17 protein-coding genes are annotated in these 16,151 nt (G+C 55.1%); 11 read left to right on the top strand and 6 right to left on the bottom strand.

Annotated elements, in window-relative coordinates; genetic code table 11:
• Positions 1-29 precede the first annotated feature (29 nt).
• Positions 30-701 (bottom strand): 7-cyano-7-deazaguanine/7-aminomethyl-7-deazaguanine transporter, encoded by a 672-nt coding sequence (locus tag ACMHLI_RS20660; RefSeq protein WP_413531102.1) that lies wholly within the window; start codon positions 699-701, stop codon positions 30-32.
• Between the two features lie 231 nt (positions 702-932).
• On the opposite strand from ACMHLI_RS20660, the gene tusA reads away from it, so the two are divergent.
• Positions 933-1,196 (top strand): sulfurtransferase TusA, encoded by a 264-nt coding sequence (gene tusA, locus ACMHLI_RS20665; RefSeq protein ID WP_413531103.1) that lies wholly within the window; start codon positions 933-935, stop codon positions 1,194-1,196.
• Positions 1,197-1,199: 3 nt separating this feature from the next.
• On the opposite strand, the gene ACMHLI_RS20670 is transcribed toward tusA, so the two are convergent.
• Both ACMHLI_RS20670 and ACMHLI_RS20675 read right to left on the bottom strand, forming a co-directional pair.
• Entirely contained in the window at positions 1,200-3,542 is a 2,343-nt protein-coding gene (locus ACMHLI_RS20670) for a zinc/cadmium/mercury/lead-transporting ATPase (protein ID WP_413531104.1), read from the bottom strand.
• 123 nt (positions 3,543-3,665) lie between these two features.
• Positions 3,666-4,292 carry a lysoplasmalogenase gene (locus tag ACMHLI_RS20675; protein ID WP_413531105.1) on the bottom strand — a complete coding sequence of 209 codons (627 nt, stop codon included), beginning with the start codon at positions 4,290-4,292 and terminating at the stop codon, positions 3,666-3,668.
• 217 nt (positions 4,293-4,509) lie between these two features.
• Here ACMHLI_RS20675 and ACMHLI_RS20680 point away from each other — a divergent pair, with 217 nt between their 5' ends.
• Positions 4,510-4,872 carry a DUF2500 domain-containing protein gene (locus tag ACMHLI_RS20680; protein ID WP_413531106.1) on the top strand — a complete coding sequence of 121 codons (363 nt, stop codon included), beginning with the start codon at positions 4,510-4,512 and terminating at the stop codon, positions 4,870-4,872.
• Positions 4,873-4,881: 9 nt separating this feature from the next.
• Here the strand turns inward: ACMHLI_RS20680 and ACMHLI_RS20685 are convergent, their stop codons facing one another.
• Complete coding sequence (locus ACMHLI_RS20685) at positions 4,882-5,160, bottom strand: DUF1145 family protein (protein WP_112165564.1); 279 nt, start codon at positions 5,158-5,160, stop codon at positions 4,882-4,884.
• A 1-nt stretch (position 5,161) separates the two neighbouring features.
• Positions 5,162-5,773 (bottom strand): 16S rRNA (guanine(966)-N(2))-methyltransferase, encoded by a 612-nt coding sequence (gene rsmD, locus ACMHLI_RS20690; RefSeq protein WP_413531107.1) that lies wholly within the window; start codon positions 5,771-5,773, stop codon positions 5,162-5,164.
• Positions 5,774-5,999: 226 nt separating this feature from the next.
• Between rsmD and ftsY the strand changes: the two genes are divergently transcribed.
• The 4 genes from ftsY to rpoH all read left to right on the top strand — a co-directional run bounded on the left by ftsY (position 6,000) and on the right by rpoH (position 10,313).
• A complete protein-coding gene (gene ftsY, locus ACMHLI_RS20695) occupies positions 6,000-7,478 on the top strand; it encodes a signal recognition particle-docking protein FtsY (RefSeq protein WP_413531108.1) in 1,479 nt (492 codons plus the stop codon).
• 5 nt (positions 7,479-7,483) lie between these two features.
• Complete coding sequence (ftsE, locus tag ACMHLI_RS20700) at positions 7,484-8,146, top strand: cell division ATP-binding protein FtsE (RefSeq protein ID WP_112165570.1); 663 nt, start codon at positions 7,484-7,486, stop codon at positions 8,144-8,146.
• A complete protein-coding gene (gene ftsX / locus ACMHLI_RS20705) occupies positions 8,146-9,126 on the top strand; it encodes a permease-like cell division protein FtsX (RefSeq protein ID WP_112165572.1) in 981 nt (326 codons plus the stop codon). The genes ftsE and ftsX overlap by 1 nt, the downstream gene beginning before the upstream one ends.
• A 329-nt stretch (positions 9,127-9,455) precedes the next feature.
• Positions 9,456-10,313, top strand: coding sequence for an RNA polymerase sigma factor RpoH (gene rpoH / locus ACMHLI_RS20710; protein ID WP_413531109.1), 858 nt, complete (start codon positions 9,456-9,458; stop codon positions 10,311-10,313).
• 66 nt (positions 10,314-10,379) lie between these two features.
• Here rpoH and panM read toward each other — a convergent pair whose 3' ends face one another.
• Positions 10,380-10,757 (bottom strand): aspartate 1-decarboxylase autocleavage activator PanM, encoded by a 378-nt coding sequence (panM, locus tag ACMHLI_RS20715; protein ID WP_413531110.1) that lies wholly within the window; start codon positions 10,755-10,757, stop codon positions 10,380-10,382.
• A gap of 403 nt (positions 10,758-11,160) precedes the next feature.
• On the opposite strand from panM, the gene ACMHLI_RS20720 reads away from it, so the two are divergent.
• The 5 genes from ACMHLI_RS20720 (at position 11,161) to livF (ending at position 16,131) form a co-directional block, all read left to right on the top strand.
• Positions 11,161-12,273, top strand: a complete 1,113-nt coding sequence (locus ACMHLI_RS20720) for a branched-chain amino acid ABC transporter substrate-binding protein (protein WP_112165578.1) — start codon at positions 11,161-11,163, stop codon at positions 12,271-12,273.
• A 163-nt stretch (positions 12,274-12,436) separates the two neighbouring features.
• Positions 12,437-13,363 (top strand): high-affinity branched-chain amino acid ABC transporter permease LivH, encoded by a 927-nt coding sequence (livH, locus tag ACMHLI_RS20725; RefSeq protein WP_112165580.1) that lies wholly within the window; start codon positions 12,437-12,439, stop codon positions 13,361-13,363.
• A complete protein-coding gene (locus ACMHLI_RS20730; RefSeq protein WP_413531111.1) occupies positions 13,360-14,649 on the top strand; it encodes a high-affinity branched-chain amino acid ABC transporter permease LivM in 1,290 nt (429 codons plus the stop codon). Before livH ends, ACMHLI_RS20730 begins: the two co-directional genes overlap by 4 nt.
• A complete protein-coding gene (livG, locus tag ACMHLI_RS20735; RefSeq protein WP_112165584.1) occupies positions 14,646-15,416 on the top strand; it encodes a high-affinity branched-chain amino acid ABC transporter ATP-binding protein LivG in 771 nt (256 codons plus the stop codon). The genes ACMHLI_RS20730 and livG overlap by 4 nt, the downstream gene beginning before the upstream one ends.
• A gap of 13 nt (positions 15,417-15,429) precedes the next feature.
• The gene (livF, locus tag ACMHLI_RS20740; protein ID WP_413531112.1) at positions 15,430-16,131 is read left to right on the top strand and encodes a high-affinity branched-chain amino acid ABC transporter ATP-binding protein LivF; all 702 of its coding nucleotides are present in this window, start codon (positions 15,430-15,432) and stop codon (positions 16,129-16,131) included.
• Positions 16,132-16,151 lie beyond the last annotated feature (20 nt).

The raw sequence follows: 16,151 nt of genomic DNA on the forward strand, positions 1-16,151 counted from the left end.
GAAAAGGGGCGAAAGCCCCTTGTTAGCCGCTAGTGCGCACGCATGGCCGACGGAGTGTGATTTCCCTGAGCGGACAGACGCTTAAGCAGCATGTTCAGCAGCACGCCGTACATCGGCAGGAAGAACACCAGACAGATCAGCACTTTGAACGTGTAATCCACCAGCGCGATTTCCACCCAGTGTTCGGCCATAAAAGCATCGGTGCTTTTGTAGAACGCGATGAAGAAGAACGACAGCGTATCGCTGATATTTCCCAGGAACATCGAGGCGACCGGTGCTATCCACCAGCGGCGGTTCTGGCGCAGGCGGTTGAAGACGTGAACGTCGAGAATTTGCCCCAGCACATACGCCATGAAGCTTGCGGTCGCGATGCGTGCCACCATGATGTTCAGGCTGCCGAGTGCGCCGACGCCCTGCCACTTCGCTTCAAAGAACAGGGCGGAAATCACGTAGGAAATAGCCAGTGCAGGTACCATCACGGAAAGAATAATCCGTCGCGCCAGCGGTGCGCCGAAAATTCGCACGGTCAGATCGGTGGCCAGAAAAATAAACGGAAATGTGAATGCGCCCCAGGTGGTGTGGAAACCAAAAATGGAGACGGGTAACTGAACCAGATAGTTACTGGAGGTAATGATGGCGATGTGAAAAAGCGATAGCCATATCAACGCGGAAAACCGCTGTTGAGCAGTAAAGGAATACATGATGTGACCTTTTTAGTGAATTGGGGTGAGGGAACCCAAGAGTGTCTTTTCTTTCACACCGGTATTTCTGGTGCGGCGCGCATAGTATCTGTTGCGCACCGTTTGCGCAACAGATCCGGTGGTTAATTATAGCGCAACGGTTTGCGCAGGTTGCGTGAGAAAACTAGCGGGTTAAACTGTGGCCCATTACCGTACAATCGCGCATTGCCGCTGAAAATGTTGAGAAACGAAATGACCGATCCCTTTATCAACCCGGACCATCAGCTTGATGCACTGGGCCTGCGTTGCCCGGAACCTGTAATGATGGTTCGTAAAGCAGTACGCACCATGAAAGACGGTGAAACATTGCTGATCGTCGCCGATGATCCGGCAACCACCCGCGATATTCCTGGCTTCTGCCGCTTTATGGAACACACGTTGTTAGCGTCTGATACCGACAGCCTGCCTTACCGTTATCTGCTGTGCAAAGGGCGGATCAGCGAGACCCGCCCGTAATCCTCAGCGCGATTTATTGCGCAACAGTCTCAGGGCGTTGGCAGTGACGAGTGCCGTTGCGCCCGAATCTGCCAGCACCGCCAGCCACAGGCCGGTCAGCCCCATAATGGTGGTGACCAGAAAAATTGCCTTCAGCCCCAGCGCGATGGTGATGTTCTGACGGATGTTCGCCCGCGTGGCGCGCGACAGGCTGATCATCTGCGCCAGTCCGCTCAGGCGGTTGTGCGTCAGCGCAGCATCGGCGGTTTCCAGCGCCACGTCGGTGCCGCTGCCCATCGCAATTCCGATTGTTGCGGCTTTCATCGCCGGCGCATCGTTGATGCCGTCGCCGACCATCGCCACCGGTTTCACAGCGTTCAGCTCAGTGACCGCAGAGACTTTATCGGCAGGCAATAAACCGGCACGAAAATCGATGCCCAGCCGGTCAGCAATAGTTTTGGCCGCACGCGGATTATCGCCGGTCAGCATCACTGCCGATACGCCGAGCGCTTTCAGACTGCGCAACGCGTCGATGGCATCATCGCGCAGGCGATCCTGCATCGCGACCAGACCGATAGCCTGCGCGTCCTGCATCACCACGACCACAGTTTTACCGGCGGATTCCCACCCGGCGATTTGCGTTGTGGCGTCCGCACTCAGCGCGCTTTCTTCCACGTGTTTCGGTGCCAGCACCTGAATCTTTCTGCCAGAGACAATCCCTTCCACGCCGGAACCCGCCAGTGCCCGGCGATCCTGTGCGGTAATTGGCAGCGGATTATGGGCTTTCGCGCGGGCTAAAATCGCCTGAGCCAGCGGGTGATGTGAACCTTCTTCGACCGCAGCGGCGAGGCTTAGCACTTCGCCTTCGCTGGCGCCGTTCAGCACCAACACGTCGGTGACCTCCGGTTTACCTTCGGTGAGCGTGCCGGTTTTATCCAGCGCCACAGTTTCGATCAGCGCCAGCTGTTCCAGCGCTGCACCGCCTTTGATTAACGCACCCTGACGCGTGGCTGCCGCCAGTCCGGACGTAATCGCCGCAGGCGTCGAAATCACCAGCGCACACGGGCAGCCGATCAGCAGTAACGTCAGGCCACGATAAATCCATGTTTCCCACGAAAGCCCCATCGCCAGCGGCGGAATGATAATGACCAGCAGCGAAAGCAGCATGATAATCGGGGTGTAGTAACGGCTGAAGGTATCGAGGAAACGCTCGATCGGCGCGCGGCGCTCGTCGGCTTCTTCGATCAGTTGCAGAATACGGTCAATAGCGCTGTTGCCGGGTGCGGAGGCGACTTCCAGACGAGCCAGACGATCGACGCACAGGCTGCCCGCAGGGACTTTTTCGCCAGGCTGGCGCTCAACGGGCACCGATTCTCCGGTCAGCGCGCTTTCATCAAAACTGGCGGCGCTGTGCAAAATCGCATCGGCAGGCAGACGCCCTCCGGCGGCGATTTCAATAATATCGCCGGGACGCAGACTGGCGACCGGCACGGATTCGGTTTTGCCATCAATGACCCGTACGGCGGTGTCCGGAATCAGCGCCATCAGTGCTTTCACCCCGCTGCGCGCGCGACTGGCGGCAAAGGATTCGAGGCGTTCACCGATCATAAACAGCAGCAATACCATCGCAGCTTCAGCGGTGGCGCCGATAAACAGCGCACCCAGCGCGGCGATGCTCATCAGCGTTTCGATGGCAAAAGGCGAACCGGAACGTGTCTGGCGGATCGCCTGACGCAACACTGGCCACAGGCCGACCAGCGTGGTGGCGATAAACGCCATTTCACCGGCCTGCGGATTGAAAATATCGAGGATCCAGCTCAGTAACATCAGCGTGGAAAGGGCGATCAGCGGCATATACTCTTTGAGCCGGGACGCTTCCTGCGCGGGGGCGTTCTGAGTTTTATCGAGAGATTGCAGGGTAAAACCTGCGCCGGTGACGGCACGCAGAACGTTTTGCGAAATATCATAACTGGCGTCAATCACCAGTTTTTCGGTGGCGAACAGCACTTTGGCGCGACTGACGCCGTTCAGGCCTGATACGGCATTTTCGATTTTACGGGCGCAAGCCGGGCAATCCATTCCCTCGACACGCCAGCTGTATTGCTGGTTGCCGGAAAGCGGCGCGCTGGGATCATCTTCACCCGGCGAGCCTTCCGCTGTACCGTCGGCTGCAGTGTGTGAGTGTTCACTTGTTTTTGGTGCGCAGCAGCTTTCGGCGACGGCAGCCCGGGGGGCATTGTCGCTGCAACAGCTGGCAGGATGCGCAGCTGCTGGCGCAACGGCGCTGATTTTATTGATGTGAAGTCCGGGCGCACGTTTACCCTGACAACCGCACTGACAGGCGGTGTTTTTTTGACATTGAATCATACTGCCTCCGGGATGAAACCGAATGAGATTACAGGCAGTTTAAACGTTGGAGTAGACTCCAGGGTCAAGCGATATTTGAGAGGGCGGAACCGGACGGTTCCGCCGCAGGGATTTCAATACAGATTACAAATAGAGTGATCGCACAATCAGGAAATGGCCGCCGAAATAGCAGGCAGCCACCAGCGCATCGGCGACGCGGAACTTGAATCGGTAGCGGCTGAGCAACCAGAAAATATTGCCCAGCAGAAGCAGCACGGTACCGCAGAACAGCGAAAAGGCCATGTCGGTGCTGCGCGCAAAATACTGTTCTCCCGCCAGCCAGACCATCAGCAGTGTCATCGCGATGTAAGTGGTTACTGCCCATTTAAGCTCGGCCAGCCTTGACCAAATAACCGCCAGCAGCAGTGCGCCAATGACCAGTAACGCCAGCGGTAGCGGCCAGAAAAAGGTGATCGTCATCTGGCTGGCGAAACTGAGCGTATACAGCAGATGCGAAAGGAAGAACGCGCCAAGGGCGTACATAAACCGCTCTTCCGGCAACAGCAGAAGGCCATCGGCCACCAGTGTCGCCGCCAGACCCAACAGGATCAGATAGCTGTACACATTGAGCGTCGGTGCCTGCCAGGCGAGTAAGAGCAGCAGTAATAAGGTGACAGGTTTGAAGACCCAGCGCTGCCAGCGCAGGCCGCGGTAGCTGGCATCAACGAACAACCAGCCAGAGAAAAATACTGCGAGGAATGGCCAACTCATTGTTTATCCTTTTATATTTCAAAACAGAACATCAAACCCATACCAGTATCTGCGTGCAGGAAAACGCATCCTGTTTTCCTGTATTTGATCCCAGTGTAGGAGACTGGCGCTGCCTTCGACAATCAGAAATCCCTGTTTCAGGCTGTGTGGCGAATTCCCACATGCTAAATTAGGCTGATTCATTATCGCCTTCATCTTCTGCGAACACAGACAAACAATGACTAAACCTCCGATGATTTTTATTGCGTTTATCGTGGTCATCGCGATTTTCGCCACCCGCCAGTATTTCCAGCAGCGGCGAACCAACGCCGATAACGATGCCGCGCCACTTCGCACAGTGCAGGTGGAAGTGACGGCCAAGCGTGAGTATCTGTCGCCCAACCGGCGTTCGCGCCAGCGGGAGCAGATCCCGGTCGAAGATAAAAAATATGAAGGCTATTTCAAACCGCAAAACGGCGGTGCGGAGCTGAAACTCGTGCTGGATGAAGCGGCGTATCACCAACTGGCGAAAGGCCAGAAGGGGGCATTGAGCGTGAAGGGCAGCCGTTTTGTGGCTTTTACGGCGCAGGACGCGCCGTAAAAACAGAGATTACTTTTTGGTGGGCAGTGGGGGTTGTTTCTTCTGCCATGCCATCAGTTCAAACACGCCAAACAGAAAAATGCGCGTTTGCAGCCACGGGCCAATCGTATCTTTTTCTTTTCCCTGGGTGGCTTTAAGCAACATAACCTGCAAACCGTGCATGAAGAACATGAACACAATCGCCACATCCAGAAAATATTTGATCGGTTTCGGGAATGGGTGAATCAGGTTAAACGCCAGAAACCCCCAAATACACAACATCAACAACCGACCAATATTGATCAACATCTTACTGCTCCTGTTCAGGTGAGCCGGTTTCAGGCGTCACATCGCGATGGTAAAGACGATAAGCAACTTGTCCGGCGACTTTCTCACGGTGTAACCGCCAGCTGGCGGGCACGTCAAGCGTGTCGTGTTCGGCTTCTGTTTCGACGTAAATCCAGGCCTCATCGGCCAGCCACTGATTTTGCTCCAGCAAATTCAGTGTATCTTGCAGAATACCTTTGCGAAAAGGCGGATCGAGGAAAACCACGTCAAAGGCAGTTCCGGCTTTTGCCAGCCAGTTCAATGTATTAACGTTGAATACTTTCGCATCTTTGGCGTTTAGCAGCGCCAGGTTTTTCTCTAGCTGTTGCGCAACCGGGCGTTCAAACTCCAGCAGGGTAGCGCTGGCGGCATAGCGTGACAATGCTTCCAGACCCAGCGCGCCGCTGCCTGCAAAACAGTCCAGACAATGGGCGCCCTGTAACACCGGCGCAAGCCAGTTAAACAGCGTTTCGCGCACGCGATCGGTAGTCGGGCGCAGCCCCGGACTGTGTGGAACCGGAAGTTTGCGTCCGCGCCAGAGTCCGCCAATAATTCGGATTTGGCCTGCGGCGGGAGTGTTGGGTTTCTTTGCCATAGTTCGCTTGTGTAATCCGAAGCCATCGGGCTTCGTTGCATATCGTTTGGAGGGCTATTCTACCGGTGTGCGGGCAATGGGCAAATGTTTCACATGGGCGATTGAAAAACCAGCGGAATTCAACACGCGGGCGTGTTGCCGGAAGGGGAAAGTGATAGACTGCCCGACTATAACCCTATTAATAATCCGTTCGCCAATCATTAGCGGCGAGGAGTGAAGTTGTAAAATGGCAAAAGATAAAAAACGCGGTTTCTTCTCCTGGTTCGGCCGTGGCCGTCAGGAAGAAGAGCAGCAGAAAGAAGAAACGCGCGAAGAAGTGCCGGTTATCGAAGAACCCGGCGTTCCTGTAGAGGCGGAACCGGTCACCGAACCTGAGCCGGTTATCGAGCCTGAACCTCTGAAAGAACCGGAACCTGATGTTGAGGAGCCTGCACGTTTAGAGGCCGCTGAGGAACTGGCAGAAGAAATTGTGCACATCACCGAACAGGTGGCTGCGCAGCAGGTAATTGAAGAGTCTGCGGTTGCAGAACCTGTCGTCATCGAAGCAGAAATCGAAGAACCCATCATTGTTGATGCGCCGGTCGTTGATGAACCGGTCGTTTTGGAAGAGCAGATCGTTGAAGACGAATTCGTTGAGTCAGCGGCTGAAATTGCCGAAGACGCCCGCGAAGATTCCCTTGAAGCGGTCGATGATAATGTCGTCGTTGAAGATGAGCCGCTGCCGGTCTCGCTGGATCCTATCGTTGTGCTGCCTGCCGGGGAAACCGAGCAGGAACGCCCGACCAAAGAAGGTTTCTTTGCCCGTCTGAAACGCAGCCTGGTGAAAACCAGGCAGAATCTTGGCTCGGGTTTTGTCGGCCTGTTCCGTGGTAAGAAAATCGACGACGATCTGTTCGAAGAGTTAGAAGAACAGCTACTGATCGCCGACGTTGGTGTCGAAACCACGCGCAAAATCATCACTTCCCTTACTGAACACGCTTCCCGCAAGCAGCTGAAAGACGCCGATGCGCTTTACGGCAAACTGAAGGAAGAAATGTCCGAAATTCTGTCAAAAGTCGACCAGCCACTGGATGTCAGCGGAAAAACCCCGTATGTCATCCTGATGGTAGGCGTGAACGGCGTCGGTAAAACCACCACCATCGGTAAAATGGCGCGTCAGTTTGAAGCGCAGGGCAAATCGGTGATGCTGGCGGCGGGCGATACGTTCCGTGCGGCGGCGGTGGAACAATTGCAGGTCTGGGGTCAGCGCAACAAGATCCCGGTGATTGCACAGCATACCGGCGCGGATTCAGCTTCCGTGATTTTCGATGCGATTCAGGCGGCCAAAGCCCGCAACATCGACGTGTTAATCGCCGATACAGCGGGACGTCTGCAAAACAAAGCGCATTTGATGGAAGAGTTGAAGAAGATCGTCCGCGTGATGAAGAAACTCGACGAAGACGCGCCGCATGAGGTTATGCTGACGCTTGACGCCAGCACAGGCCAGAATGCGGTCAGTCAGGCCAAATTGTTTAACGAAGCGGTCGGGCTAACCGGCATTACGTTGACTAAACTGGACGGCACCGCAAAAGGCGGCGTGATATTCGCCATCGCCGATCAGTTCAGCATTCCGATTCGTTATATCGGGGTCGGCGAAGGTATCGAAGATTTAAGGCCGTTTAAGGCAGACGATTTTATTGAGGCACTTTTTGCCCGAGAGGATTAATACGGATGATTCGCTTTGAACAGGTCAGTAAAGCTTATCTGGGCGGACGACAGGCGCTTCAGGGCGTCAATTTTCACATCCAGCAAGCAGAAATGGCGTTTCTGACCGGTCACTCTGGTGCGGGTAAAAGTACCCTGCTGAAGCTGATTTGCGGCATTGAGCGTCCGAGCGCCGGGCAGATTTTGTTTGGCGGCCACGACATCAGCCGCCTGAAATCCAGTGAAGTGCCGTTCCTGCGCCGGCAGATAGGTATGATCTTCCAGGATCACCATCTGCTGATGGATCGCACCGTCTACGACAACGTGGCGATGCCACTGATTATCGCCGGTGCCAGTACTGAAGATATTCGTCGCCGCGTATCGGCCGCGCTGGATAAAGTCGGGTTATTGGATAAAGCCAAAAACCTGCCGATCCAGCTGTCCGGTGGTGAGCAACAACGTGTAGGCATCGCCCGCGCGGTGGTGAACAAGCCTGCGGTACTGCTGGCGGATGAACCGACCGGTAACCTCGACGGTGAACTGTCAGAAGGCATCTTGCGTCTGTTCGAAGAATTTAACCGGGTTGGCGTCACCGTGCTGATGGCGACGCATGACGTGGGTCTGATTGCCCGTCGTAATTACCGTACGCTGACGTTGAGTCAGGGTCGGATGTCGGGAGGAGTGTACTAATGGCGAACAGTCCAAACCCGACGAAAACCGCAAAAAGCGCCCGCGCAGCGAAGAGTAAAGCGTTGCAGGGTGGCTGGCGTGAACAATGGCGCTATGCGTGGATGAACGCGCTGGCGGATATGCTGCGACAGCCGCTGGCGACGCTGCTCACGGTGATGGTGATTGCGATTTCCCTGACCTTGCCGAGCGTGTGTTATCTGGTATGGAAAAACGTCAGTACGGCGGCCGAACAATGGTATCCGACGCCACAGCTGACGGTATATCTCGACAAAGCACTGGATGACAACGCGGCCGAAAATGTGGTGAAAACCCTTAAAACCGAAGCGGGCGTGGATAAAGTCAACTACCTCTCCCGCGAGGAAGCGATGGGCGAGTTCCGCAACTGGTCTGGCTTTGGCGGCGCGATGGATATGCTTGAGCAAAATCCGTTGCCTGCGGTGGCCATCATCACGCCGAAAATGAATTTCCAGGACTCCGCCACACTGAACACCCTGCGTGACCGTGTGGCGGCTGTGCAGGGCGTGGATGAAGTGCGTATGGACGACAGTTGGTTTGCCCGTCTTGCGGCGCTAACCGGTCTGGTGGGGCAGATAGCTGCGATGATCGGCATCCTGATGGTGATCGCTGTGTTCCTTGTCATTGGTAACAGTGTACGTCTGAGCATTTTCAGCCGCCGCGACACCATCAACGTCATGAAGCTGATAGGCGCGACCGACGGTTTCATTTTGCGGCCATTCCTCAATGGAGGCGCGATGCTCGGGTTCACCGGTGCATTGCTGTCGCTGGTACTCTCCGAAGTACTGGTGCTGCGCCTTGAGAGCGTGGTGACGCAGGTCGCGCAGGTCTTCGGTACGACCTTTGACCTGCACGGTCTGGGCTGGGACGAAAGCCTGCTGCTGTTGCTGGTTTCCGCGATGATCGGCTGGATCGCCGCCTGGCTGGCGACGGTGCAACATTTACGGCGATTTACACCACAGTAGTAATTATTTGCTATAATCTTCCCCTGCTGCTCAAGGATCGTGTCGCAGGGGGAGAGCCGCTTTATACATTCCATGCCGTCTTTTTCCTACTTTCCCCGCAATGGCACAAATTCACTATCCGATAGTCAGTCTGTCACTTAAAGTCGTCAGACTGTTGAATCTGTCCCTGAACTTTATGTAAAATTCGTGGTCGAAGAGCAGCGAATATGAAGGGCTCGGCGTTGTTTTGTTGTGGTCACTGTTCGTTAAAAGCAGACCGGCAACGAGGCGGTATCATCCCGCAGCAACGTGGTATAAAACCTGCATTACGTCATACATGAGAGGCTTGAATGACCAAAGAAATGCGCACTTTAGCATTAGTACCCCAAGGTAGCCTGGAAGCCTATGTTCGGGCGGCCAATGCCTATCCTATGCTCACCGCAGAGGAAGAACGGGCACTGGCTGAACGGCTGCATTACGACGGTGACCTGGAAGCGGCTAAACACCTGATCCTGTCTCACCTGCGCTTTGTTGCTCACATTGCCCGCAACTATTCAGGTTATGGTTTGCCACAGGCAGACCTTATCCAGGAAGGTAACATCGGCCTGATGAAAGCGGTTCGCCGTTTTAATCCGGAAGTCGGTGTGCGTTTGGTGTCCTTTGCGGTGCACTGGATCAAAGCAGAAATTCACGAATACGTGCTGCGTAACTGGCGTATCGTGAAAGTTGCGACAACCAAAGCACAACGTAAGTTGTTCTTTAACCTGCGTAAAAACAAACAGCGTCTGGGCTGGTTCAGCCACGACGAAGTGGAGCACGTTGCCCGCGAACTGGGTGTGACCAGCAAAGATGTGCTGGAAATGGAATCGCGCATGGCCGCACAGGACATGACGTTCGATCCAACACCGGATGACGAACCACGCGACGGCGCGGCGATGGCGCCGATGCTGTATCTGCAAGATAAGAGTTCTGACTTCGCAGAAAGCATCGAAGAAGATAACTGGGATCGTGACGCGACAGACAAACTCTCTTCCGCGATGGAAGGTCTGGACGAACGTAGTCAGGATATCATTCGTGCTCGCTGGCTGGATGACGATAACAAGTCCACTCTGCAGGAGCTGGCCGACAAGTACGGCGTTTCCGCAGAACGTGTTCGTCAGCTGGAAAAGAACGCGATGAAGAAATTGCGCGTGGCGATCGAAGCCTGATAAGTGCGTTTCAGATTTAAAAAAAGCGACCTTCGGGTCGCTTTTTTTGTACCTGAAATCCAGACGTTATTTCTTCCAGACATTCCCTTGGCGCACAAACCCGCACGCCCGCATAAACGCATCCAGTACTTTTTCCGGTTCCGCCTGCATCTCCCAGCATTTCACCTGCTGCAGCTGTGCCTGCAAATCTTCTATCAAATACAACCCAACTCCGCGACGGCGTGTCACTTCACGCACAAGCAGGTCACTGAGTTCGGCGTGTGTGCCGTTTAACCGGATTTTCACTGCGCCCAGAATACGTTCGTTGAAGACGGCGGCGAATAGTGCACGGTCCGGCTTCAGGCAGGTTTGCCAGTCGCTTTCGGTTTGCTCAGGCCAGATTTTGGCCAGATCGATCAGGTCTTGTGCGCTGAGTGAAGTGAGTCTTTGGATCGTTAATTTCATGAGGCGGACAGGTCAGAAAATGGGAAAGCCAGTGTAGCGGAATCCACTAAAAACGGTGCGTAACTTTTTTTGTACAGTATCAAGTCGAAAACTTTTTTTGAGATCCCTGTATAAGCGATAAATGTTGGCTTTAATCAATAATGCCAGCGTTAACCACTGATTGTTTGAAAAGGAACCGCGTATTCGCCCAGATAAAATTCTGTTTACACCTCATATTTCTGATTGTGCTATTTGATTTGCAGAAGAAAATTCCTGTTTAATGATATGAATTATAAAGTCTTATTTGAAAATGAGACGAAATAAGCCGGTAACTCGTTATTACTTATACTAAATTTCTTAAGTGATGATGTTTTGAACAGGCAAAGAAAGAGCAAACCACAACACACATCAACGGGGTAATCGGATGAAAGTAACAAAGGGTAAGATCTGGCTGGCAGGGTGTATTGCATTGGCAATGAGCCAGGCTGCGTTTGCAAAAGACATTAAAGTGGCCATCGTCGGTGCGATGTCAGGGCCGGTTGCCCAGTATGGCGATATGGAATTTACTGGCGCGAAACAAGCGATCGCCGACATCAACGCCAAAGGCGGCGTGAAAGGCGACAAACTGGTTGGCGTCGAATACGACGATGCGTGTGACCCGAAACAAGCTGTCGCCGTGGCTAACAAAGTGATCAACGACGGTATCCGTTACGTGATCGGCCATCTGTGTTCTTCTTCCACTCAGCCCGCTTCCGATATCTATGAAGATGAAGGCGTGCTGATGATTACACCAGCCGCGACCAACGCAGATTTGACCACCCGTGGTTACAAAATGGTGATGCGTACCACCGGTCTGGATTCCGATCAGGGCCCGACGGCGGCGAAATATATCCTCGACACCATTAAGCCAAAACGTATTGCCGTTGTGCATGATAAACAACAGTACGGCGAAGGTCTGGCACGCTCCGTACAGGACGCGCTGAAGAAAGGCGGCGGTAATGTCGTGCTGTTTGAAGGTGTGACCGCAGGCGATAAAGATTTCTCTACGCTGGTAGCGCGTCTGAAGAAAGACAACGTCGACTTCGTGTATTTTGGCGGCTACTACCCGGAAATGGGACAGATCCTGCGCCAGTCTAAACAGGCCGGTCTGAACGCCAAATTCATGGGGCCGGAAGGCGTGGGCAACTCCTCACTGTCTAACATCGCCGGTGATGCGTCTGAAGGGATGTTCGTTACCCTGCCAAAACGTTATGACCAGGTGCCGGCCAACCAGCCAATCGTTGATTCCCTGAAAGCCAAGAAACTGGATCCAACCGGTCCGTTCGTCTGGACGACCTACGCCGCATTGCAGGCGCTGACCACCGGTATGGAACGCAGTGGCAGCATGGAACCGGCAGACATTGCTAAAAACCTCAAATCAGCTTCTGTCGATACCGTTATGGGTCCGCTGAGCTGGGATGAAAAGGGCGATCTGAAAGGATTCGAATTCGGTATTTTCGAATGGCATAAAGACGGCACGTCTACCCCTATCAAATAAAACTGCACCAAAGTGGTCTTCCGCTCCCTCCCCTGCGAAGGGGAGGGCTGGGGTGGGGTATTAATGGCAACTGTGTTGTTTGCCAAACCCCCTCCCAACCTCCCCCTTCGCAGGGGGGAGGAGTAGCACAAGTTATCAAACCCTTGATTTATAAGGATAGGGTATGTCAGAGCAGTTCCTCTATTTCACTCAGCAGATGTTCAACGGCGTAACGTTGGGCAGTACTTATGCGCTGATCGCCATCGGTTACACCATGGTTTACGGCATTATCGGCATGATCAACTTCGCCCACGGCGAGGTGTATATGATCGGCAGCTATGTCTCCTTTATCGTGATTGCCGCCCTGATGATGATGGGTATCGATGCCAGCTGGTTGCTGATCGGTGCCGGATTTATCGCGGCGATTGTGATTTCCAGTGCCTACGGCTGGAGCATTGAACGCGTGGCCTACAAGCCGGTGCGTAACTCCAAACGTCTTATTGCACTGATTTCCGCCATCGGGATGTCCATCTTCTTACAAAACTACGTCAGCCTGACGCAGGGCTCGCGCGATCTCGCTTTACCGAGCCTGGTCACCGGCCAGTGGACGATCGGCGAAACCAACGGCTTCGCGGCGACCATCAGCACCATGCAGCTGATCATCTGGGTTGTGACCTTTATCGCCATGCTGGCACTGACGCTGTTCATTCGCTATTCGCGCATGGGGCGTGCCTGCCGCGCCTGTGCAGAAGACCTCAAAATGGCCAGTCTGCTGGGTATCAGCACCGACCGCGTGATCTCCCTGACGTTTGTTATTGGCGCTCTGATGGCGGCGGTGGCGGGCGTGCTGCTTGGTCAGTTCTATGGTGTGATTAACCCGTACATCGGCTTTATGGCCGGGATGAAGGCCTTCACCGCGGCGGTGCTTGGTGGCATCGGCAGCATTCCGGGCGCAATGATCGGCGGCCTGATTCTGGGCGTGGCCGAAGCGCTGACCTCCGCCTATCTGAGTACTGAATACAAAGACGTCGTTTCCTTTGCACTGCTGATCGTCGTGTTGTTGGTGCTGCCGACCGGTATTCTGGGCCGTCCGGAGGTGGAGAAAGTATGAAGCGCCTGAATCTCTTAAATGCGCTGGTCTCCGCGTTTGTCCTGCTGATTCTGGCGGCGTTCATCATGGGGCTGCAACTTAGTCTTGATGGCACCAAACTGGTAGTGAACGGCGCGGGTGAAGTGCGCTGGACGTGGATCGCCATCGGTTGTGCGATTGTCTTTGTTTTCCAGCTGTTCCGCCCGATGGTGAGCAGTGGTCTGAAGAAAGTTTCCGGGCCTGGCTGGGTTCTGCCGAGTTTTGACGGCTCGACGCCGAAACAAAAACTGCTGGCGCTGGTATTGATCATCGCCGCCGTCGCGTGGCCGTTTATCGTCTCACGCGGCACGGTGGACATCGCCACGCTGACGCTCATCTACATCATGCTGGGCCTCGGTCTGAACGTCGTCGTGGGCTTGTCCGGTCTGCTGGTGCTCGGTTACGGCGGCTTTTACGCCATCGGCGCCTACACCTACGCGTTGCTCAATCACTATTACGGCATTGGTTTCTGGGAGGCGTTACCGCTGGCCGGTCTGGTTTCGGCGGCGTTTGGATTCCTGCTTGGATTCCCGGTGCTGCGATTACGGGGTGATTATCTGGCAATCGTGACGCTCGGCTTCGGTGAAATCGTGCGTATTTTGCTGCTCAATAATACCGAGCTGACCGGCGGGCCGAACGGAATCAGCCAGATCCCCAAACCGACGCTGTTCGGGCTGGAGTTCAGCCGGACACCGCGCGACGGCGGCTGGGATACCTTCAGCAACTTCTTCGGCGTCGCCTATGACCCGAGTGACCGCATTATCTTCCTGTACATGGTCGCACTGCTGCTGGTGGTCGCCACGCTGTTCATCATCAACCGTTTGCTGCGGATGCCGCTCGGGCGTGCATGGGAAGCGCTGCGTGAAGATGAAATCGCCTGCCGCTCTCTTGGCCTGAATCCGACGCGCATCAAACTGACCGCGTTCACCATCAGTGCCGCGTTTGCCGGTTTCGCCGGTACGTTGTTCGCTGCGCGTCAGGGCTTCGTCAGCCCGGAATCCTTCACCTTTGCGGAGTCCGCTTTCGTGCTGGCTATCGTGGTGCTCGGCGGGATGGGCTCACAGTTTGCGGTCATCCTGGCGGCGATCCTGCTGGTGGTGTCCCGGGAGCTGATGCGCGATCTCAACGAATACAGCATGTTATTGCTCGGTGCCTTAATGGTGCTGATGATGATCTGGCGTCCGCAAGGTTTACTGCCGATGAAGCGCCCGCAGCTCAAACTGAAGCTGTCTAAAAAACAAATCGCCGATCAGGGGGAACAGGCATGAGCACGCAACCTCTGTTAGCCGTTGAAGGTCTGACGATGCGTTTTGGCGGCCTGCTGGCGGTCAATAACGTCGCGCTGAACCTTAATCAGGGCGAAATTGTGTCACTTATCGGCCCGAACGGTGCGGGTAAAACCACGGTGTTCAACTGCCTGACCGGTTTTTACAAACCGAGCGGCGGGACCATCAAGCTGCGCGAACAGCATCTTGAAGGATTACCGGGGCAGAAAATTGCCCGTATGGGCGTCGTCAGAACGTTCCAGCATGTGCGGCTGTTCCGCGAAATGACGGTGATCGAAAACCTGCTGGTCGCCCAGCATCAACACCTGAAAAGCGGCGTGCTGGCGGGTCTGTTCAAGACGCCGGGCTTTCGCCGTGCCGAAGCTGACGCACTGGATCGCGCCGCCGACTGGCTGGAGCGCGTCGGTTTACTTGAGCTGGCGAACCGTCAGGCGGGCAATCTGGCGTACGGTCAGCAGCGTCGTCTGGAGATCGTTCGCTGCATGGTGACGCGTCCGGAAATTCTGATGCTCGATGAGCCTGCTGCGGGTCTGAATCCGCGCGAAACCGAAGAGCTGAACCAGCTTATCGCCGAACTGCGTAACCAGCACAGCGTGTCGGTGTTGCTGATTGAGCATGATATGAAACTGGTGATGGGCATTTCCGACCGCATCTACGTGGTGAATCAGGGAACGCCGCTGGCGCAGGGCACGCCGGCTGAAATTCGTAACAATCCGGATGTGATCCGTGCGTATCTTGGCGAAGGGTAAGGGGCAGAACACGATGTTGTCATTCAATCAGGTATCCGCCCATTACGGCAAAATTCAGGCGCTGCATGAAGTCAGCCTGAGCATTAATAAAGGCGAAATCGTCACGCTGATCGGTGCGAACGGCGCGGGGAAAACCACGCTGCTCGGCAGTTTATGTGGCGAACCACGCGCGTCGCACGGCTCGATTATTTTCGAAGGACAGGACATCACGCAGTGGCAGACTGCCAAAATTATGCGCGGCGATATTGCGATTGTGCCGGAAGGCCGTCGTGTGTTCTCGCGCATGACGGTGGAAGAAAATCTGGCGATGGGCGGCTTCTTCGCCACCCGCGATCAGTTCCACTCGCGTCTGGAGCGCGTGTTCGAGCTGTTCCCGCGCCTGAAAGAGCGTCGGGTACAGCGTTCGGGCACCATGTCCGGCGGCGAACAACAGATGCTGGCGATTGGCCGTGCGCTGATGAGCCAGCCGCGTCTGCTGCTGCTCGATGAACCTTCGCTCGGGCTTGCGCCGATCATCATCCAGCAGATTTTCGACACCATCCAGCAGTTGCGCGAAGAGGGGATGACCATCTTCCTGGTTGAGCAAAACGCCAATCAGGCGCTGAAACTCGCCGATCGCGGTTATGTGCTGGAGAACGGTCATGTGGTGCTGGAAGACACCGGCGCGGCGCTGCTGGCCAACGAAGCCGTGCGTGCGGCGTATCTCGGCGCGTAACGGCGGCTGAAATCGTAAAT

This window comes from Rahnella inusitata (assembly GCF_965118895.1).
Lineage (GTDB): Bacteria > Pseudomonadota > Gammaproteobacteria > Enterobacterales > Enterobacteriaceae > Rahnella > Rahnella inusitata_A.

Coding starts and splice junctions, on each gene's coding strand:
- ACMHLI_RS20660 (WP_413531102.1), bottom strand. CDS start 701: ATGTATTCCTTTACTGCTCAACAGCGGTTTTCCGCGTTGATATGGCTA.
- tusA (WP_413531103.1), top strand. CDS start 933: ATGACCGATCCCTTTATCAACCCGGACCATCAGCTTGATGCACTGGGC.
- ACMHLI_RS20670 (WP_413531104.1), bottom strand. CDS start 3,542: ATGATTCAATGTCAAAAAAACACCGCCTGTCAGTGCGGTTGTCAGGGT.
- ACMHLI_RS20675 (WP_413531105.1), bottom strand. CDS start 4,292: ATGAGTTGGCCATTCCTCGCAGTATTTTTCTCTGGCTGGTTGTTCGTT.
- ACMHLI_RS20680 (WP_413531106.1), top strand. CDS start 4,510: ATGACTAAACCTCCGATGATTTTTATTGCGTTTATCGTGGTCATCGCG.
- ACMHLI_RS20685 (WP_112165564.1), bottom strand. CDS start 5,160: ATGTTGATCAATATTGGTCGGTTGTTGATGTTGTGTATTTGGGGGTTT.
- rsmD (WP_413531107.1), bottom strand. CDS start 5,773: ATGGCAAAGAAACCCAACACTCCCGCCGCAGGCCAAATCCGAATTATT.
- ftsY (WP_413531108.1), top strand. CDS start 6,000: ATGGCAAAAGATAAAAAACGCGGTTTCTTCTCCTGGTTCGGCCGTGGC.
- ftsE (WP_112165570.1), top strand. CDS start 7,484: ATGATTCGCTTTGAACAGGTCAGTAAAGCTTATCTGGGCGGACGACAG.
- ftsX (WP_112165572.1), top strand. CDS start 8,146: ATGGCGAACAGTCCAAACCCGACGAAAACCGCAAAAAGCGCCCGCGCA.
- rpoH (WP_413531109.1), top strand. CDS start 9,456: ATGACCAAAGAAATGCGCACTTTAGCATTAGTACCCCAAGGTAGCCTG.
- panM (WP_413531110.1), bottom strand. CDS start 10,757: ATGAAATTAACGATCCAAAGACTCACTTCACTCAGCGCACAAGACCTG.
- ACMHLI_RS20720 (WP_112165578.1), top strand. CDS start 11,161: ATGAAAGTAACAAAGGGTAAGATCTGGCTGGCAGGGTGTATTGCATTG.
- livH (WP_112165580.1), top strand. CDS start 12,437: ATGTCAGAGCAGTTCCTCTATTTCACTCAGCAGATGTTCAACGGCGTA.
- ACMHLI_RS20730 (WP_413531111.1), top strand. CDS start 13,360: ATGAAGCGCCTGAATCTCTTAAATGCGCTGGTCTCCGCGTTTGTCCTG.
- livG (WP_112165584.1), top strand. CDS start 14,646: ATGAGCACGCAACCTCTGTTAGCCGTTGAAGGTCTGACGATGCGTTTT.
- livF (WP_413531112.1), top strand. CDS start 15,430: ATGTTGTCATTCAATCAGGTATCCGCCCATTACGGCAAAATTCAGGCG.